Source organism: Macromonas bipunctata (assembly GCF_002837135.1).
GTDB lineage: Bacteria > Pseudomonadota > Gammaproteobacteria > Burkholderiales > Burkholderiaceae_C > Macromonas_A > Macromonas_A bipunctata.
The window spans coordinates 1-18,070 of sequence record NZ_NWBQ01000041.1 but is presented as its reverse complement, the minus strand read 5'-3'; the positions used below and the strand labels follow the sequence as shown (position 1 = coordinate 18,070).

The 18,070-nt window shown below is 63.2% G+C and carries 13 protein-coding genes; all 13 read left to right on the top strand.

What is annotated here, in order from left to right:
* Positions 1 to 160: 160 nt before the first annotated feature.
* On the top strand, positions 161 to 1,240 hold the full coding sequence (locus tag CON76_RS06255) for a pilus assembly protein PilM (RefSeq protein ID WP_101102526.1): 1,080 nt from the start codon (positions 161 to 163) through the stop codon (positions 1,238 to 1,240).
* Positions 1,237 to 1,839 carry a PilN domain-containing protein gene (locus CON76_RS06250; protein WP_101102510.1) on the top strand — a complete coding sequence of 201 codons (603 nt, stop codon included), beginning with the start codon at positions 1,237 to 1,239 and terminating at the stop codon, positions 1,837 to 1,839. The genes CON76_RS06255 and CON76_RS06250 overlap by 4 nt, the downstream gene beginning before the upstream one ends.
* A 33-nt stretch (positions 1,840 to 1,872) precedes the next feature.
* Entirely contained in the window at positions 1,873 to 2,568 is a 696-nt protein-coding gene (locus CON76_RS06245; RefSeq protein WP_101102525.1) for a type IV pilus inner membrane component PilO, read from the top strand.
* Positions 2,565 to 3,131 carry a pilus assembly protein PilP gene (locus CON76_RS06240; RefSeq protein ID WP_205758193.1) on the top strand — a complete coding sequence of 189 codons (567 nt, stop codon included), beginning with the start codon at positions 2,565 to 2,567 and terminating at the stop codon, positions 3,129 to 3,131. The genes CON76_RS06245 and CON76_RS06240 overlap by 4 nt, the downstream gene beginning before the upstream one ends.
* Positions 3,128 to 5,407 carry a type IV pilus secretin PilQ gene (locus CON76_RS06235; RefSeq protein WP_101102509.1) on the top strand — a complete coding sequence of 760 codons (2,280 nt, stop codon included), beginning with the start codon at positions 3,128 to 3,130 and terminating at the stop codon, positions 5,405 to 5,407. The genes CON76_RS06240 and CON76_RS06235 overlap by 4 nt, the downstream gene beginning before the upstream one ends.
* Positions 5,408 to 5,432: 25 nt before the next feature.
* Complete coding sequence (locus tag CON76_RS12820) at positions 5,433 to 7,634, top strand: hypothetical protein (RefSeq protein WP_145995356.1); 2,202 nt, start codon at positions 5,433 to 5,435, stop codon at positions 7,632 to 7,634.
* Positions 7,635 to 7,653: 19 nt separating this feature from the next.
* The gene (locus CON76_RS06230; protein ID WP_101102508.1) at positions 7,654 to 8,214 is read left to right on the top strand and encodes a shikimate kinase; all 561 of its coding nucleotides are present in this window, start codon (positions 7,654 to 7,656) and stop codon (positions 8,212 to 8,214) included.
* A complete protein-coding gene (gene aroB / locus CON76_RS06225) occupies positions 8,211 to 9,329 on the top strand; it encodes a 3-dehydroquinate synthase (protein WP_101102507.1) in 1,119 nt (372 codons plus the stop codon). The genes CON76_RS06230 and aroB overlap by 4 nt, the downstream gene beginning before the upstream one ends.
* A gap of 1 nt (position 9,330) precedes the next feature.
* Entirely contained in the window at positions 9,331 to 10,548 is a 1,218-nt protein-coding gene (locus CON76_RS06220) for an MFS transporter (protein ID WP_101102506.1), read from the top strand.
* A gap of 20 nt (positions 10,549 to 10,568) precedes the next feature.
* Positions 10,569 to 11,267, top strand: coding sequence for a transposase (locus CON76_RS06215; protein WP_101102505.1), 699 nt, complete (start codon positions 10,569 to 10,571; stop codon positions 11,265 to 11,267).
* Positions 11,268 to 11,456: 189 nt separating this feature from the next.
* Entirely contained in the window at positions 11,457 to 16,181 is a 4,725-nt protein-coding gene (locus tag CON76_RS06210) for a glutamate synthase-related protein (RefSeq protein ID WP_101102523.1), read from the top strand.
* Positions 16,182 to 16,252: 71 nt separating this feature from the next.
* Complete coding sequence (locus CON76_RS06205) at positions 16,253 to 17,734, top strand: glutamate synthase subunit beta (protein ID WP_101102504.1); 1,482 nt, start codon at positions 16,253 to 16,255, stop codon at positions 17,732 to 17,734.
* A gap of 142 nt (positions 17,735 to 17,876) precedes the next feature.
* Positions 17,877 to 18,070 (top strand): transposase family protein (locus CON76_RS06200; protein WP_240592785.1); only part of this gene is annotated, 194 nt, incomplete at its 3' end.

Genomic DNA, 18,070 nt, shown 5'->3' with positions numbered 1-18,070 from the left:
CGGCTTTTGGCAACGTTGCCGGTGCGTGGGCGTGCATCAGGGCGTTTGGGCTGGCCCGTTGTGCTGCTAGTATCGGCAAGGTCGAGGGCATCTCAAAAGAAATTTGTAACCGGGCGCAAGCGCCAGGCCAGTACCACACACCACCAAGGGGACAGCATTGATTGCGGCATGGAAAGCCTTGTGGCAACGCGCCCCCGCGCCGTTGCTGGGCATAGACATCAGCTCCACCACCATCAAGCTGGTGGAGCTGGGGCGCGCCGCCAGCGGCCAGTACGTGCTGGAGCGCTGCGCGATCGAGCCGCTGGAGCGCGGCTGGGTCACCGAAGGCAACATCGACAAGTTTGACGAAGTGGCCGAGGCGCTGCGCCAGGTGGTGCGCAAGTCCGGCAGCAAGACCCGGCAGGTGGCGCTGGCGCTGCCCGGTTCGGCCGTCATCACCAAGAAGATCTTGCTGCCCATGGGCCTGAGCGAGCGCGAGCTGGAGTTCCAGGTCGAGGCCGAGGCCGGGCAGTACATCCCGTTTCCACTGGACGAGGTGAGTCTGGACTTTTGCGTCGGCGGCCCCAGCGCGCACAGCGCCGACCTGGTGGAGGTGCTGCTGGCGGCGTCGCGCAAGGAAAAGGTGGCCGACCGCCAGGGCCTGGCCGAGGCGGCGGGGCTCAAGCCGGTGATCATGGACGTGGAGTCCTACGCCTCGCGTATGGCGGCCATGCGCCTGGTGGCACACCTGCCCAACCAGGGGCGCGACTTGCTGATTGCGCTGCTGGAGATTGGCTCGCAGACCACCAGCCTGCAGGTGGTGCGCAATGGCGAGGTGATCTACGAGCGCGACCAGATGTTTGGCGGCGCCCAGCTCACGCACCAGATCGCGCGCCACTACAACCTGCCGTTCGAGGAAGCCGACCAGCGCAAGAAGAACGCCGACCTGCCCGAGGACTACGCCCGCGTGGTGCTGCCGCCGTTCCTGGAAGGGCTGGCGCAGGAGGTGGGGCGCGCGCTGCAGTTCTTCTTCACCAGCACGCCGCACAACAAGGTGGAGCACATCTTGCTCTCGGGCGGCTCGGCGGCGCTGCCGGGGCTGGCCGCCATGGTGCAGCTGCAAACGCAATTCCAGTGCCAGATTGTGCAGCCGTTCGAGGGCATGCTGCTGGGCCCGGCCGTCAAGGGTGCGCCGCTGCAGCGCGATGCGACGTCGTACCTGGTGGCCACCGGGCTGGCGATGCGGAGGTTTGTCTCATGATCCTGATCAACCTGTTGCCGCACCGCGAGTGGGCGCGCAAGCGCCAGCGCGAGCACTTTTTTACCCACCTGGGCGTGGCGGTGGTGGTGGGCCTGCTGGGGGCGGGCGCCATCTACACCGTGTACCAGGGCCGGGTGGATGAGCAGCTGGAGCGCAACCGCTTCTTGCAGCGCGAGGCCACGCGGCTGGACGCCGAGATCAAGGACGTCAAGGCCCTGCAGCAGGAGATCGAGGCCCTCAAGGCGCGCCAGGCGGCGGTGGAGAGCCTGCAGTCGGATCGCAACCTGTCGGTGCACCTGTTCAACGAGCTGGTGCAGCGCCTGCCCGACGGCGTGTACCTGGTCAGCCTCAAGCAGGAGCGCCAGGCGGTGCTGCTCAGCGGCGTGGCGCAGTCGCAGCAGCGGGTCTCGGACTTGCTGCGCGACCTGGGCCAGCACAGCCCCTGGTTGACCGCGTCGGAGCTGGTGGAGATTGTGGCCGCCAACGTGGCCCTGCCCAAGGCCGGGCAGCGCCGGGTGTTCAATTTCTCGATCCGGGTGCAGCTCACGCCGCAAGGGGCGGCCAGCGCAGCCGCCACGCAGATGCAGCCCACGCCCTAGCGCCACACGGAGGACACACACACCATGCCCAAGATGGCCCACATCCAGCTGCCCCGTGTGGACTGGCCCACGCTGCAGTGCCAGGTGCGCGAGCAGTTCACCGGGCTGGATCCGAACGACCCCTCAGGCTGGCCGCCGCTGCCGCGCTACGGCCTGCTGCTGCTGGCCACGCTGGGCGTGCTGGGCGGGCTGTGGTTTGCCTGGCTCAGTGGTCTGCAAGACCAGCTGCAAGCCGAGCGCCAGCGCGAGGAACAGCTCAAGCAGGAAGTGCAGCAAAAGTTGCGCCAGGCGGTCAACCTGGGCGCGCTCAAGCAGCAGCTGCAGCAGGTGCAGCAGTACGTGACCCAGCTGGAAAAGCAGCTGCCCAGCAAGGCCGAGATGGACGCGCTGCTCTCCGACGTCAACCAGGCGGGCATTGCGCGCAGCCTGCAGTTCGAGCTGTTTCGGCCCGGCAAGATCGAGGTGCAGGAGTACTACGCCGAGCTGCCGATTGCGGTCAAGGTCACGGGCGACTACCACCAGATTGGCCAGTTTGCGGCCGACATTGCCAGCCTGTCGCGCATCGTCACGCTCAACAACCTGCAGCTGGCCCCGGCCCCCAACCGCCCCGGCGCGCTGACGCTGGAGACCACCGCCAAGACCTTCCGCTACCTCGACCCCGAGGAGCTGCTGGCGCAGCAAAACGAGCGCCAGAAGGCCGACAAGGCCAGGAAAGGGCAGAAGAAATGAACGCGCCCCGCATGTTGAGCCGTGGCGTGGCGTCCTGTGTGGTGGCGTTGTGCGCCGGCTGCAGTGTGCAAGGCCCCGACGATCTGCAAACCTGGCTGCAGCAGCAGCGCAACACCGCCGCGCCCAAGCTGGAGCCCGTGCCTGAGCCGGTGCGCTTTGTGCCACAACCCTACCAGGGCGGGGTGGCGCTGTCGCCGTTCAGCGACGAAAAACTCAGCGCAGCCCTGCGCCGCGAGGCCGATCAGAGCGGGGACGACGCGGTGCTGCGAGCCGAGCTCAACCGGCCCAAGGAGCCGCTGGAGGCCGAGCCGCTGGACGCGATGGCCATGGTGGGTACGCTGGCCAAGGGCCAGGACCGCGCCGCGCTGGTGCGGGTGGGGGCGCTGCTGTATTCGGTGCGGGTGGGCAACTACCTGGGGCCCAACTATGGCCGCGTGGTGCGCATCAGCGACAGCGAAATCACCCTGCGCGAGATTGTGCAAAGCGACACCGGCGAATGGACAGAACGCACGACCCCGCTGCCGCTGCAAGAGGCTACGACGACAGAAGGAAACAAGAAATGACCCACGTTTGGCAAAAACCGGGGGCACAGCAGCGCCACTGGTCGCGCACGCTGGCCGTGCCCGCCTTGCTGGCGGCGTTGTGGACGGCGGGGCTGGCGCACGCGCAGCTGGCCATCCGCGCCGTGAGCGTGAGCACGCAGGCGGGCAGCGAGGTGGTGCGCATCGAGACCAGCGAGCCGCTGGCGCAGCTGCCCGCCGGGTTCGTTATCCAGCAGCCCGCGCGCATTGCGCTGGACTTTGCCGGGGCCACCAACCCGCTGGCGCTGGGGCAGATTGCGCTCAACCAGGGCAACGTGCGTTCGGCGCAGGTGGTGGAAGCCGCCGGGCGCACGCGCGTGGTGCTGAACCTGAACCAGGCCGCGCAGTATCGCACCGAACTTGACGGCAACGCCTTGCTGGTGTGGCTGGAGCCCAACGCCAGCGCCGCGCGCAGCGCCAGCCCGCTGGAAGTGGCGCTGGGCAGCGCGCGTGGCAGCTTTGCCGAAGGTACCGCCGCCGACGTGCGTCCGCTGTCGGACGTGGACTTCCGCCTGGGCAGCAACAAGACCGGCCGCGTGGTGGTGGGGTTGGCCAGCAGCCAGGTGGGGGTCGATATCCGCCAGCAAGGCAAGCAGCTGGTGGTGGAATTTGCCAAGACCAGCCTGCCCGAAGGCATGCGCCGCCGCCTGGACGTGACCGACTTCGGCACCCCGGTGCAGGCCATCACCACCACCCAGATTGGCGACCGCGTGCGCATGGTGATCGACGCCCAGGGCGCGTGGGAGCACAGCGCCTACCAGAGCGACAACCAGCTGGTGCTGGAGGTGCGCGAGCCCAAGACCGACCCCAACAAGCTCAGCCAGGGCCCGGGCTACACCGGCGAAAAGCTCTCGCTCAACTTCCAAAGCATTGACGTGCGCTCGCTGCTGCAAGTGATTGCCGATTTCACCAACTTCAACATCGTCACCTCCGAGTCCGTGACCGGCAACCTGACGCTGCGCCTGAAAGACGTACCGTGGGATCAGGCGCTGGACATCATCCTGCAGGCCAAGGGGCTGGGCATGCGCAAGGTGGGCAACGTGATCCGTGTGGCGCCCAAAGACGAGCTGGCCGCGCGCGAGAAGATGGACTACGAGGCCGCCGCCCAGGTGGAGCTGCTGGAGCCGCTGCGCACGCAGTCGTTCCAGCTCAACTACGCCAAGGCGGCCGACATTGCGGCCCAGCTGCGCGGCGAAATCCCCGGTGGCAACAACGCAGGCGGCTCGTCCTTTGGCGGCACCGGTACCGGCAGCAACGCCGCGCTGGCGCGCATGCTGACCTCGCGCGGCAGCGTGATCCCGGAAATGCGCACCAACCAGCTCTTCGTCACCGACATCCCGTCGCGCCTGACGCAGGCGCAGGAGCTCATCACCAAGCTCGACATCCCGGTGCGCCAGGTGATGATCGAGGCCCGCATCGTGGAGGCCAACGACACCTTTGGCAAGTCGCTGGGCGTGCGCCTGGGTGGGGCCGATTTGCGCGGCGTGCGCGGCGGTGAGGCGGGCTACGGTGTGGGCGGTGGCAACCGCATTGCCATTGGCGGCAGCTACAACGCCATCACCAACACCACCACCGAGAGCGTCAACGCCACCTCGCAGGTGCCTGGCAGCAACTTCTCGGTCGATGCCGCCAACGCTGGCATTGCCATGAACACCAACAGCACCTCGTTCGTAAACATGCCGGCCAGCTTGCCCGGTGCGATTGCATCCACCTTTGCGCTGTCGTTGTTCAGCCCGAGCGCCAACCGCTTCCTCAACCTCGAAATCTCGGCGTTGCAGGCCGACGGCAAGGGGCAGGTGGTGTCGAGCCCGCGCGTCATCACCGCCGACCAGACCAAGGCCGCGATCGAGCAGGGGACGGAATACCCCTACCAGGCGGCTACTTCCAGCGGTGCCACCAACGTGCAGTTTAAAAAAGCGGTCATGAAGCTGGAAGTCACGCCCCAAATCACCCCCGAGGGTGGCATTATTTTGGACGTGGAAATCAGCAAGGACTCGCCGGGCGAGATCCTTAACGGCCAGCGTGCCATCAACACCAAGCGCATCAAGACCAACGTGCTGGTGGAAAACGGCGGCACGGTGGTGATTGGCGGCATCTTTGAATCGGAAGAAACCGAGAACGTGACCAAAGTGCCGCTGCTGGGCGACCTGCCCGCTGTGGGCGCCTTGTTCCGCAACAAGACCCGCATCGCCAACAAGAAGGAATTGCTGGTGTTTTTAACGCCCAAAGTGGTCAGCGAGCGCGGTGCGTTGCGTTGAGATACCCTGAGACGGAATGCAGTACATGACACAACTAAAATTAACTTTTTCGGCGTTGGCACTGGCAGTGTTGGCCGCTTGTGGTGGTGGTGGGGGTGATGCCGGTACGCCTTCCAGTGGCACGGGTAGCAATACCGGGACTACTGGAACAGGATCTACTGACACCAGTTTGCCTGTGTTGGGTGTGCAATTGTTGGATGCGAGCGGCACGCCGCTAACTGCTCCTGTGCTCTCACAAACTGAAACCCGCACCTTGCAAGTCACGTTGAAAAACGCTCAGGGTCAGGCCCTGACCTACAAGCGTGTTACTGTGGAACTTGACAGTGTCGAATTGGCTGCTCTATCGCCCGTGTCGGGAACCATTCTGACCGATGCCAATGGCGTTGCCCGGTTTACCTTGACACCTAAATCGGTGTCCTCACAAGGGGCCGTGCGTGCTACTGTTAAGACCAACGTGGATGGCAAGGAAGCCACCCAAACCTTTGATTTGCAGATCAATGCCGGCAACGTTGTTCTGAATGAGCTCAAGATTGAGCCTCCTGAGCCTCCTTTCACACAAGAACCTGTGCAAAAGGGGCAGTCGGTCAATGTTAGCGTGAAGGTTAGCGTCAATGGTCAGGACGCTGTATCCAACTCCGTGGCGGTGGCTTTTACCAGCAATTGCGGTACCGTTTCACCCGAAAGTGCGCTGGTGGACAACGCGGGCAAGGCCAGCGCGGTGGTGCAGACCAACGCCACCGGCGACTACTGCACGGTGTGGGCGGCCACCACAGGTGCAACCACTGTCGCAGGCAATTACAGTGTGACTGCCCCGCCCGTGACTGGAGTGCGGTTTGTCAGCGCCAATCCGCCGATCATCTACCAGCAAGACTCGCCGGGTACACGCTCCTCGCTACTGACTTTCAAGGTGGTGGATGCCAACGGTCAGCCGGTGCAGGGCAAGAACGTATCTGTATCTCTGGTAGGGGATGCGGGTGGAGTCAACTTCTGCGAGGCCAGCACATCGGGCGTTTCAGCGGCTGGCACGGGTGAGGTAACGTTCTCAGTCTGTGGTGGTACCCAGCCCACCACCGTACAGGTGCGTGCCCAGCTCGACGATGGTGGTATCTACACCGATTCCAATATTCTGACGGTACAAACGGGTTTGCCGACGCAGCGGTTCTTCGACTTGGCGGTTTCGCAACCTAACTTCCACGTTGGTGCCGGTTTTACCGATACCTTTAGCGGCAACACCATCGACATTTCGGTATTCGCTGCCGACCGTCAGGGCAATCCGGTGCCGGATGGCACCCCTGTCACCTTTGTGACCGAAGGTGGACAGATTAATTCCGATGGCAGCAGCAGTTGCATCATCAGCAAAGGCTCCTGTACTGTAAAACTGATCGGACAGGATTACCGGCCTCGGGGTACTACCGGTGGAGAACTCCGTCCGGGCCGGGTGACGGTGCTGGCAATGGCTGATGGTGAGGAGTCATTCGTGGATTCCAACAATAATAACCGATATGACCCCGGGGAACTGTTTGAAGATTTGGGTAAACCATATCTTGACAAAACCGAAGATGGGGAGTTTAACGTGTCATTTGCCAATGCAATTGTAAATACCAATGATGGTGAAGTGACTTATTCTGTATCGAAAGATGCTGTAGGTAGTCTGTCTTGTATTGCTGGTGAGAATGCAAAAAATTCTCCTATGAATGATGTAATGTCTGTGCAGGATACCTGTAACAGCCAGTGGAATGGTAGTGGGGTCAAGCCTGATGATGGCAGCGGTACTATGCGTTACTACACTATCCACAAGGTACGGCGTGCCGCCACTGTGGTGTTTTCTGGTGGGGAAATTGGCTTTCCGTCTGCACAACAGGTAGGAACCTGTCGACATTCCGTGGCCGGGAATGAAAAAAAATACGACGACACGATACTGGGTAAGTACCAAACCCAAGTCAGCTCGTGTGCTAATACAGGCATCAGCGTCCGTTTGGCAGACTGGAACGGCAATCCATTACCCGCAAATGCAACAATTGCCGTTAAGGTGCGTCAGCCAGATGGTGGTAAATGTGCGGCCACTTTGTCTGGCAGCGTGATTGGTAACAGCACCGAACCCACAATTCACACCGCATTGCTTGAAAAATGTACAGGTGTCGGTGAATCTGTTGATTTCTCTGTCACGGTAACTTCGGGTGGTGCTTCAAAAACCAGCACTTTCTCGGTGGATGTTCCAGCTCCCTGATTGCCAACAGAGGTAAGTTTTGGTTATTGCACTTGTAGGCCTGCCCGGCGCAGGCAAATCGACCATCGGTCGGCAGTTGGCGCGGCGCTTGCAGTTGCCGTTCATTGATTCTGATCATGTCATTGAGGAACGGCTGGGCTGTTCGATTCGGGAGTTTTTTGAGCGTGAGGGTGAGGAGCGTTTCCGCGACTTCGAGCAGCAGATCACCGACGAACTGACGCGCGGTCAGCCGTGCGTGCTGTCCACCGGCGGTGGTACGGTGCTGCGTCCGGTCAACCGCCAGATGCTGCACGACCGCACCCAAGTGGTGTACCTGCGTTCCACGCCCGAGGAGGTGTACCGCCGCGTGCAGCACGACCGCAGCCGTCCGCTGTTGTTGGTGGCCGATCCGTTGCAACGTCTGCGTGATCTGTATGCGCAGCGCGACCCGCTGTACCGCGAAGCGGCGCATTTCACCATTGACGTGGGCCGTCCGTCGGTCAATACGCTGACCAACATGATCCTGATGCAGCTGGAGCTGGCCGGTGTGTGGCCCGTCCCGTCCGCTCCGGTTGCACCTTCGCCTAAACTTGTCGCATGAGCACCACTTCTTCCATTTCCGCCGCCACCGTTTCGATTGCGTTAGGCGAGCGCAGTTACCCTATCCTGATTGGCCAGAATTTGATCGATCAGCCGCAGACTTGGGCTGGGTTGCCCAAGGCCACGGCGGCGGTGATTGTGACCAACGACACCGTTGGCCCGTTGTACGCGGCGCGCTTGCAGACCGCGTTGGCCCCGCATTATCCGCAGGTGCATGTGGTGACGTTGCCCGATGGTGAGGCGTACAAGACTTGGGAATCGCTGAACCTGATTTTTGACGCGCTGTTGGGCCACGGCTGTGACCGCAAGACGGTGCTGTTTGCGCTGGGGGGTGGTGTCGTGGGGGATATGACGGGTTTTGCCGCTGCGTGTTACATGCGTGGCGTGCCGTTTGTGCAGGTGCCCACCACGTTGTTGGCGCAGGTGGATTCGTCGGTGGGGGGCAAAACCGCCATCAACCACCCGCTGGGCAAGAACATGATTGGCGCGTTCTACCAGCCGGTGCGCGTGGTGTGCGATCTGGACACGCTCAACACCCTGCCGGAGCGCGAACTCAGCGCCGGGCTGGCCGAGGTCATCAAGTACGGTCCGATCTACGATTTGGCGTTCTTGGATTGGATCGCTGCCAACTTGTCTGCGTTGCGTGCGCGCGATGCGGCGGTGTTGGCCTGCGCGGTGCAGCGCAGTTGCGAGATCAAGGCCGAGGTGGTGGGGCAGGATGAGCGCGAATCGGGCCTGCGCGCTATTTTGAACTTTGGCCATACCTTCGGTCACGCCATCGAGGCCGGTCTGGGCTACGGCGCCTGGCTGCATGGCGAGGCCGTGGGCTGTGGCATGGTGATGGCGGCCACGCTGTCGCAACGGCTGGGGTTGCTGTCGGCTGAGCAGGTGGCGCAGCTCAAGGCGTTAGTGGCGGCGGCGGGGTTACCCGTGCGCGCGCCGGTGCTGGATGCTGCGCGCAACGCCGAACGCTACCTGGAGCTGATGCGCGTGGACAAGAAGGCCGAGGCGGGCGAGATCAAGTTTGTGTTGGTCAATGGCCAGGGTCAGGCGCAAGTGTGTGGCGCACCCGATGCGTTGGTGACCGAGGTGATTGCAGCCTGTTGCGCCGCCTGACATGGTTGCGACGACACCCGCCGCCCGGCACCTGAACCCCGAGCGCGCGGCCGCGCTGGTGGTGGCGGTCGGAATTGTGGGCGCCCTGCACGTGGGCAAGTTGCCGCCCGCCATTCCGGTGCTCAAGGACGCGCTGGGCGTGACGCTGGTGCAGGCGGGCTTTCTGCTGGCGCTGGTGCAGATGGCGGGCATGCTGTTGGGGGCTCCCGTCGGCATGTTGGCCGACCGCGTGGGGCCGCGCCGTGTGATGTTGTGGGGGCTGGGCTTGTTGGCATTGGCCAGTGGCTTGGGGGCCTTGTCGGGCAGTGTGGAGATGCTGTTGCTGACCCGTGCGCTGGAAGGACTGGGGTTTTTGTTGACGGTGTTGCCCGCGCCGGGGCTGTTGCGCCGCCTGCTGCATGAACCCCAAGTGTTGAGCCGGGCATTGGGTTTTTGGGGCTCCTACATGTCGATTGGGGCGGGCACTGCGTTGTTGATCGGGCCATTGGCGTATGTGGCGTTGGGCTGGCGCATCAGTTGGGCGGTGTTGGCGCTGCTGGTGGCGGTGTTTGCGATGTTGTTGTGGCGGCATGTGCCCCCGGATGCGGCACAGCCCGGTGCGCCGTCGCAATCCATGTGGCAGCGTTTGCACCTGACGTTGACTTCGCGTGCTCCGTGGCTGGTGGCACTGGGATTTTTGATGTATTCCGGTCAATGGCTGGCGGTGGTGGGTTTTTTGCCCACGGTGTACACGCAAGCCGGTTGGTCGCCTGCGGTGGTGGGGGTGTTGAGCGCCGGTGCGGCAGGTATCAATCTGGTGGGCAACATTGCGGCGGGCCGGTTGCTGTCGCACGGTATGCCGCCAGGTGTGTTGCTCGTTGTCGGCTATTTGACGATGGCGCTGGGCGCGGTCGTGACTTTCAGCCCCGAAGCCGGGCCGCTGTGGCAGTACGTGGCGGTGTTGTTGTTCTCGGCGGTGGGCGGGTTGGTGCCCGGCACGTTGTTCGGGTTGGCGGTGCGGTTGGCACCCAGCGCGCACACGGTGTCCACCACGGTGGGATGGATGCAGCAAGGTTCGTCGCTGGGGCAATTTTTTGGGCCACCGCTGGTGGCGTGGTTGGCCGTGCAGGCCGGTGGCTGGCACCACACTTGGTGGGTGACGGGCGCGTGCTCGCTGTGTGGCGTGGCGTTGGCGGTGTTGCTGCAACGCCAAGTCCAGCGCATGGCTGGCGCGGCTTGAGCGTGCAGTAAGGAGAGCACATGGCGCGTTTGCCCCGTTTGACGGTGACTGGTCTGCCGCACCATGTGGTGTTGCGCGGCAACAACCAGCAGCCCATTTTTGTGGACGATCATGACCGTCAGACGTGGCTGGCGTTGTTGGCCGAATACGCCCCACGTGAGCAGGTGCATGTCCATGCGTATGTGTTGATGGACAACCACGTCCATTTGTTGCTCACGCCGCAGCAAGAGGGCGGTTTGTCGCGGTTGATGCAGTCGTTGGGCCGCACTTATGTGCGCCGTTTCAACCAGCGGCACCAGCGCAGTGGCACGTTGTGGGAAGGGCGCTACCGTTGCACGGTGTTGGATCCAGAGCATTTTTTGTTGCCCTGCATGGTGTACATCGACCTCAATCCGGTGCGTGCGGGTTGGGTGCTGGCACCACGAGCGTACCTGTGGTCCAGCCACGCGCACTACATTGGGTTGCGCCACGACAAATGGCTCACGCCACCCCCGGTGTTGTGGACACTGGGCAACACCCCGTTTGCCCGCGAGGCCGCCTACGCACAGGCCGTGGAACGCGGCATCGACAGCGAACAACTGCGCGCGTTGACCGATGCCGCTTTGAAAGGCTGGGCACTGGGCGATACCGCGTTTCTGGCGCGGTTGGGTTTGCGCACCCCCCGACGGCTGCAAAAGGCCCGCCCTGGCCGTCCGCGTGTGGCACCACCACCCACTTGAGTTGACCACGTGTAGGCCAGGCGAAGCCGTCTGTGGGGTCGTGGTCAGACAAAATAATCCGTCCCTAATTTATGACAAGCGTATGAACTAAACCTTAAATATGGGTTATGACCCCATTTATTTCACTTGGCATTCGTCTTGCTATGCCTTATGCTGTTCGCATTGATTTATCTGCCTGAGGAGTTTGGCGTGACACTGTCCACCGAAATCGCCGTGTTGCAACAGCAAGGCCTGTACAACGCTGCCCAAGAACACGATGCCTGTGGCGTGGGCTTTGTGGCCCACATCAAGGGTGCCAAGAGCCACGCCATCGTCGGCCAGGCGCTCAAGATCCTGGAAAACCTCGACCACCGGGGCGCCGTGGGGGCTGATCCGCTGATGGGCGACGGCGCCGGTCTGCTGATCCAGATCCCGGACCAGCTCTACCGCGAGGAGATGGCCAAGCAGGGCGTGGCCCTGCCGCCTGCCGGCGAGTACGGCGTGGGTTTTGTGTTCCTGCCCAAGGAGCACGCCTCGCGCCTGGCTTGCGAGCAGGAGATGGAGCGCGCCATCAAGGCCGAGGGCCAGGTGCTGCTGGGCTGGCGCGACGTGCCGGTTAACCGCGACATGCCGATGAGCCCGGCGGTGCGCGAAAAAGAACCCGTCATGCGCCAAGTCTTCATTGGCCGTGGCAGCGACATCATTGTGCAGGACGCGCTGGAACGCAAGCTCTACGTCATCCGCAAGACCGCGAGCAAGAACATCTCGGCGCTGGGCCTCAAGCACAGCAACGAGTACTACATCCCCAGCATGAGCAGCCGTACCGTGGTGTACAAGGGCCTGCTGCTGGCCGACCAAGTGGGCACCTACTACCTCGACCTGCAAGACCCGCGTTGCGTGTCGGCGCTGGGTCTGGTACACCAACGCTTCTCCACCAACACCTTCCCCGAGTGGCCGCTGGCCCACCCGTACCGCTACGTGGCGCACAACGGCGAGATCAACACCGTCAAGGGCAACTACAACTGGATGAAGGCGCGCGAAGGCGTGATGTCCTCGCCGGTGCTGGGCGATGACCTGAGCAAGCTGTACCCGATCAGCTTTGCCAGCCAGTCCGACACCGCCACGTTTGACAACTGCCTGGAACTGCTGACGATGGCGGGCTACCCCATCAGCCAGGCCGTGATGATGATGATCCCCGAGCCGTGGGAGCAGCACACCACCATGGACGAGCGCCGCAAGGCTTTCTACGAGTACCACGCCGCCATGCTGGAGCCGTGGGACGGCCCGGCTTCCGTGGTGTTCACCGATGGCCGCCAGATCGGTGCCACGCTGGACCGCAACGGCCTGCGTCCGGCGCGTTACTGCATCACCGACGACGATTTCGTCATCATGGGTTCTGAAGCTGGCGTGCTGCCGGTGCCCGACAGCAAGATCGTGCGCAAATGGCGCTTGCAACCGGGCAAGATGTTCCTGATCGACCTGGAACAGGGCCGCATGATCGACGACGAGGAGCTCAAAGCCAACCTCGCCAACAGCAAGCCCTACAAGCAGTGGATTGAGAACCTGCGCATCCGTTTGGACGACGTGGTGCAGCCCGTGCCCGGTGAAGCCGACGCGCAACCGATGGTGGAAGAGTCCGCCGCTGGTGCGGTGGATCGGGTGTCGCCGTCGTTGCTGGATCGCCAGCAAGCCTTTGGCATGACGCAGGAAGACATCAAGTTCCTGATGGCTCCGATGGCCCAGAATGGCGAAGAAGCCATTGGCTCGATGGGCAACGACAGCCCGTTGGCCGTGCTGTCGAGCAAGAACAAGCCGCTGTACAACTACTTCAAGCAGTTGTTCGCGCAGGTGACCAACCCGCCCATCGATCCGATCCGCGAAGCAATCGTGATGTCGTTGGTGTCCTTCATCGGCCCCAAGCCCAACCTGCTGGACATCAACCAGGTCAACCCGCCGCTGCGTCTGGAAGTCAGCCAACCGGTGCTCGACTTTGCCGACATGGCCAAGTTGCGCAACATCGAAGCCACCACGCAAGGCAAGTTCAAGAGCGCCACGCTCGATATCACTTACCCCGTGAGCTGGGGCAAAGAAGGCGTGGAAGCCAAGCTGGCCTCGCTGTGCGCTGAGGCGGTGGACGCGATCAAGGGTGGCAAGAACATCCTCATCATCAGCGACCGCAACGTGAGCGCCACCCAAGTGGCGATTCCGGCGGTGCTGGCGTTGTCGGCCATCCACCAGCATTTGGTGCGTGAAGGCTTGCGCACCACCGCTGGTTTGGTGGTGGAAACGGGTTCTGCGCGCGAAGTCCACCACTTCGCCGTGCTGGCCGGTTACGGTGCCGAGGCGGTCCACCCCTACCTGGCGATGGAGACGCTGCAAGCCATCCACCACGATTTGGGCGCCAACCTGACGGCCGAAAAAGCCATCTACAACTACGTCAAGGCCATTGGCAAGGGCCTGTCCAAGATCATGTCCAAGATGGGCGTGAGCACCTACATGTCGTACTGCGGCGCGCAGTTGTTCGAAGCCATTGGCCTCAACAGCGAAACCGTGGCCAAGTACTTCACCGGCACCCCGACCCGTGTCGAAGGTATCGGCGTGTTCGACATTGCCGAAGAAGCCATCCGCACCCACAAGGCCGCCTTCGGTGACGACCCGGTGCTGGCCACCATGCTGGACGCTGGCGGTGAATACGCTTGGCGTGCCCGTGGTGAAGAGCACATGTGGACCCCGGACGCGATTGCCAAGCTGCAACATTCGACCCGCGCCAACAATTTCAACACCTACAAGGAATACGCCCAGATCATCAACGACCAGACCAAGCGCCAGCTCACGCTGCGTGGCCTGTTCGAGTTCAAGGTCGATCCGGCCAAGGCCATCGCTTTGGAAGAGGTGGAATCGGCCAAGGACATCGTCAAGCGTTTTGCCACCGGCGCCATGTCGCTGGGTTCGATCTCCACCGAAGCGCATGCCACGTTGGCCGTGGCCATGAACCGCATTGGCGGCAAGAGCAACACCGGCGAAGGCGGCGAAGACCCGGCGCGTTACCGCAACGAGCTCAAGGGCATCCCGATCCAGCAGGGCGCCACCCTGGCCTCGGTGATTGGTCGCGAGCAGGTCGAGGCCGACATTCCGCTGCTGGCCGGCGACAGCCTGCGTTCGCGCATCAAACAGGTGGCTTCGGGCCGCTTTGGTGTTACCGCCGAGTACCTGGCCTCTGCCGACCAAGTGCAGATCAAGATGGCCCAGGGCGCCAAACCGGGCGAGGGTGGCCAGCTGCCGGGTGGCAAGGTGTCCGAGTACATCGGCAAGTTGCGCTACTCGGTGCCGGGCGTGGGCCTGATTTCGCCGCCGCCGCACCACGACATTTACTCGATCGAGGATTTGGCCCAGCTGATCCACGATCTGAAGAACGTGGCTACTGCTGCCAGCATCTCGGTCAAGCTGGTGTCGGAAGTGGGTGTGGGCACGATTGCCGCCGGTGTGGCCAAGTGCAAGGCCGACCACATCGTGATCGCCGGCCACGACGGTGGCACGGGCGCTTCGCCGTGGTCGTCCATCAAGCACGCGGGCGGTCCGTGGGAAATTGGTCTGGCCGAAACCCAGCAAACGCTGGTGCTCAACCGCTTGCGTGGCCGTGTGCGCGTGCAGGCGGATGGCCAGATGAAGACGGGCCGCGATGTGGTGATTGGTGCGTTGTTGGGCGCGGATGAATTCGGCTTTGCCACCGCACCGCTGGTGGTGGAAGGCTGCATCATGATGCGCAAGTGCCACCTCAACACCTGCCCGGTGGGCGTGGCCACGCAAGACCCCGAGCTGCGCAAAAAATTCAGCGGCAAGCCTGAGCATGTGGTGAACTACTTCTTCTTCATTGCCGAAGAAGTACGCCAGATCATGGCCCAGTTGGGTATCCGCAAGTTCGACGATCTGGTGGGCCGTTCCGACCTGCTGGACATGCGCAAGGGTATTGAGCATTGGAAAGCGCAGGGCTTGGACTTCAGCCGCTTGTTTGCCCAGCCGCAAGTGCCTGCTGATGTGCCGCGCCTGCACGTGGCCGAGCAAGACCACGGTCTGGAAAAGGCTCTTGATGTCAAGCTGATCGAGAAGTCCCGCGCTGCCATCGACAAGGGTGAACGCGTGCAGTTCATGGAAGTGGCACGCAACGTCAACCGTTCCGTCGGGGCGATGCTCTCGGGTGCCATCACCAAGGTACACCCCGAGGGTCTGCCGGACGACACCATCCGCATCCAGCTGGAAGGCACGGGCGGTCAGTCCTTCGGTGCGTTCCTGTGCCAAGGTGTGACGCTGTACCTGATTGGCGAGGCCAACGACTACACCGGCAAGGGCTTGTCGGGTGGCCGCATTGTGGTGCGTCCGAGTCTGGACTTCCGTGGCGTGGCCACCGGCAACATCATTGTGGGCAACACCGTGATGTACGGTGCCACCACGGGTGAGGCCTTCTTCAGCGGCGTGGGCGGCGAGCGTTTTGCCGTGCGTCTGTCGGGTGCCACGGCGGTGGTCGAAGGCGTGGGCGACCACGGCTGCGAATACATGACCGGCGGTACCGTGGCAGTGTTGGGCAAGACGGGGCGCAACTTTGCCGCTGGCATGAGCGGTGGTGTGGCCTACGTGTACGACGAGGACGGCCAGTTTGCCAGCCGCTGCAACACCGCCATGGTGAGCCTGGACAAGGTGCTGCCCGCTGCCGAGCAGCAAGCCAGCATCGACCCGGCCATCTGGCACCGTGGCCAGACCGACGAGGAGCAACTCAAGAAGCTGCTGGAAGACCACCTGAAGTGGACCGGTTCCAAGCGCGCCCGCGATTTGCTGGACCACTGGGCCGAGTCGCGCGCCAAGTTCGTCAAGGTGTTCCCGAACGAATACAAGCGCGCGCTGGGTGAGATCAACGGCAAGAAAGCCGCTGCCGCCAAGTAAGCCTGCTCAATCCACCAACTCAAACAACGGGGCGGCCCCAGTGCGGTGCGCCGCCCCGCAAAGGAATCAACATGGGAAAAGTCACTGGTTTCATGGAGTATGAGCGCCTGGAAGAGGGTTACAAGCCCGTGGGCGAGCGTCTCAAGCACTACAAAGAGTTCGTGATCGGCCTGAGCGACGACCAGGCCAAGGTGCAGGCCGCGCGCTGCATGGACTGCGGCACGCCGTTCTGCAACAACGGCTGCCCGGTCAACAACATCATTCCGGACTTCAACGATCTGGTGTACCACAGCGATTGGCACAATGCCATCACCGTGCTGCACAGCACCAACAACTTCCCCGAGTTCACGGGCCGCATCTGCCCGGCACCGTGCGAGGCGGCGTGCGTGGTGAACGTGAATGGCGACGCGGTGGGCATCAAGTCCATCGAACACGCCATCATCGACAAGGCGTGGGAAAACGGCTGGGTGCAGCCGCAACCGGCCAAGGTCAAGACCGGCAAGAAAGTCGCCATCGTGGGCGCTGGCCCGGCCGGCCTGGCGGCGGCCCAGCAGCTGGCCCGCGCTGGCCACGACGTGACCGTGTACGAGAAGAACGACCGCATTGGCGGCCTGCTGCGCTACGGCATCCCCGACTTCAAGATGGAGAAGTCGCACATCGACCGCCGCGCCAAGCAGCTCGAGGCCGAAGGCGTGGTGTTCAAGACCGGCGTGCTGGTGGGCACCTTGCCTGCCGAGGCCAAGGTCACCAACTGGGCCAAGGACAGCATCAGCCCCGAGCAGCTCAAGCAGGACTTTGACGCCGTGCTGCTGACCGGCGGCTCCGAGCAGTCGCGCGACCTGCCGGTGCCGGGCCGCGAGCTGGCGGGCATCCACTTTGCGATGGAGTTCCTGCCGCAACAGAACAAGGTCAACGCGGGCGACAAGCTCAAGGGCCAGTTGCGCGCTGAGGGCAAGCACGTCATCGTCATCGGCGGTGGCGACACCGGCTCCGATTGCGTGGGCACCAGCACCCGCCACGGTGCGGCCAGCGTCACGCAGTTTGAAGTGATGCCGCAGCCGCCCGAGCAGGAAGACAAGCCGCTGGTGTGGCCGTACTGGCCGCTCAAGCTGCGCACCAGCTCCAGCCACGAAGAGAGCGCCGAGGCCGGCCTGCTCAAGCGCGAGTTCGCCATCTCGACCAAGGCATTCATCGGCAAGAACGGCAAGGTCACCGGCCTCAAGACCGTGAACGTGGAGTTCAAGGACGGCAAGTTGGTCGAAATCCCGGGCACCGAGAAGGAATACCAGGCCGACCTGGTGCTGCTGGCGATGGGCTTTACCAACCCGCTGGCCACCATTCTGGACGGCTTTGGCGTCGAGAAGGACGCCCGTGGCAACGCCAAGGCCAGCACCGAGCTGGTGGGCGGCTACGCCACCAGCGTGCCCAAGGTGTTTGCCGCAGGCGACATGCGCCGGGGCCAGTCCCTGGTGGTGTGGGCCATCCGCGAAGGCCGCCAGGCCGCGCGCGCGGTGGACGAGTTCCTGATGGGCGCCAGCGACCTGCCGCGCTAACGCCTGCCCAGACCGATGCGGGGCGCCACCCCGTCCGTGCCAGTGCCGTGTCACAGGGCAATCGCATTTGAATTTTCCCCCCGCTGCTGGCGTGAGATGAAAGAATGGCTCCTTGAGTACCAACCGTCAAAAGGAGCCAAAGATGGACTTGTGGGAAGCCTTCGCGGAGTTGCCCGACCCGCGCACGGGGCCGGCGCAGCGCCACGACCTGCGCGAGATGATCTTTATGGCGCTGGGTGCCGTGCTGTGCGGCTGCAACAACTGGGTGGAGATCGCTGACTGGGCCGAAGATCACCAGGCGTGGCTGGGCGAGTACCTGGAGCTCAAGCATGGCAC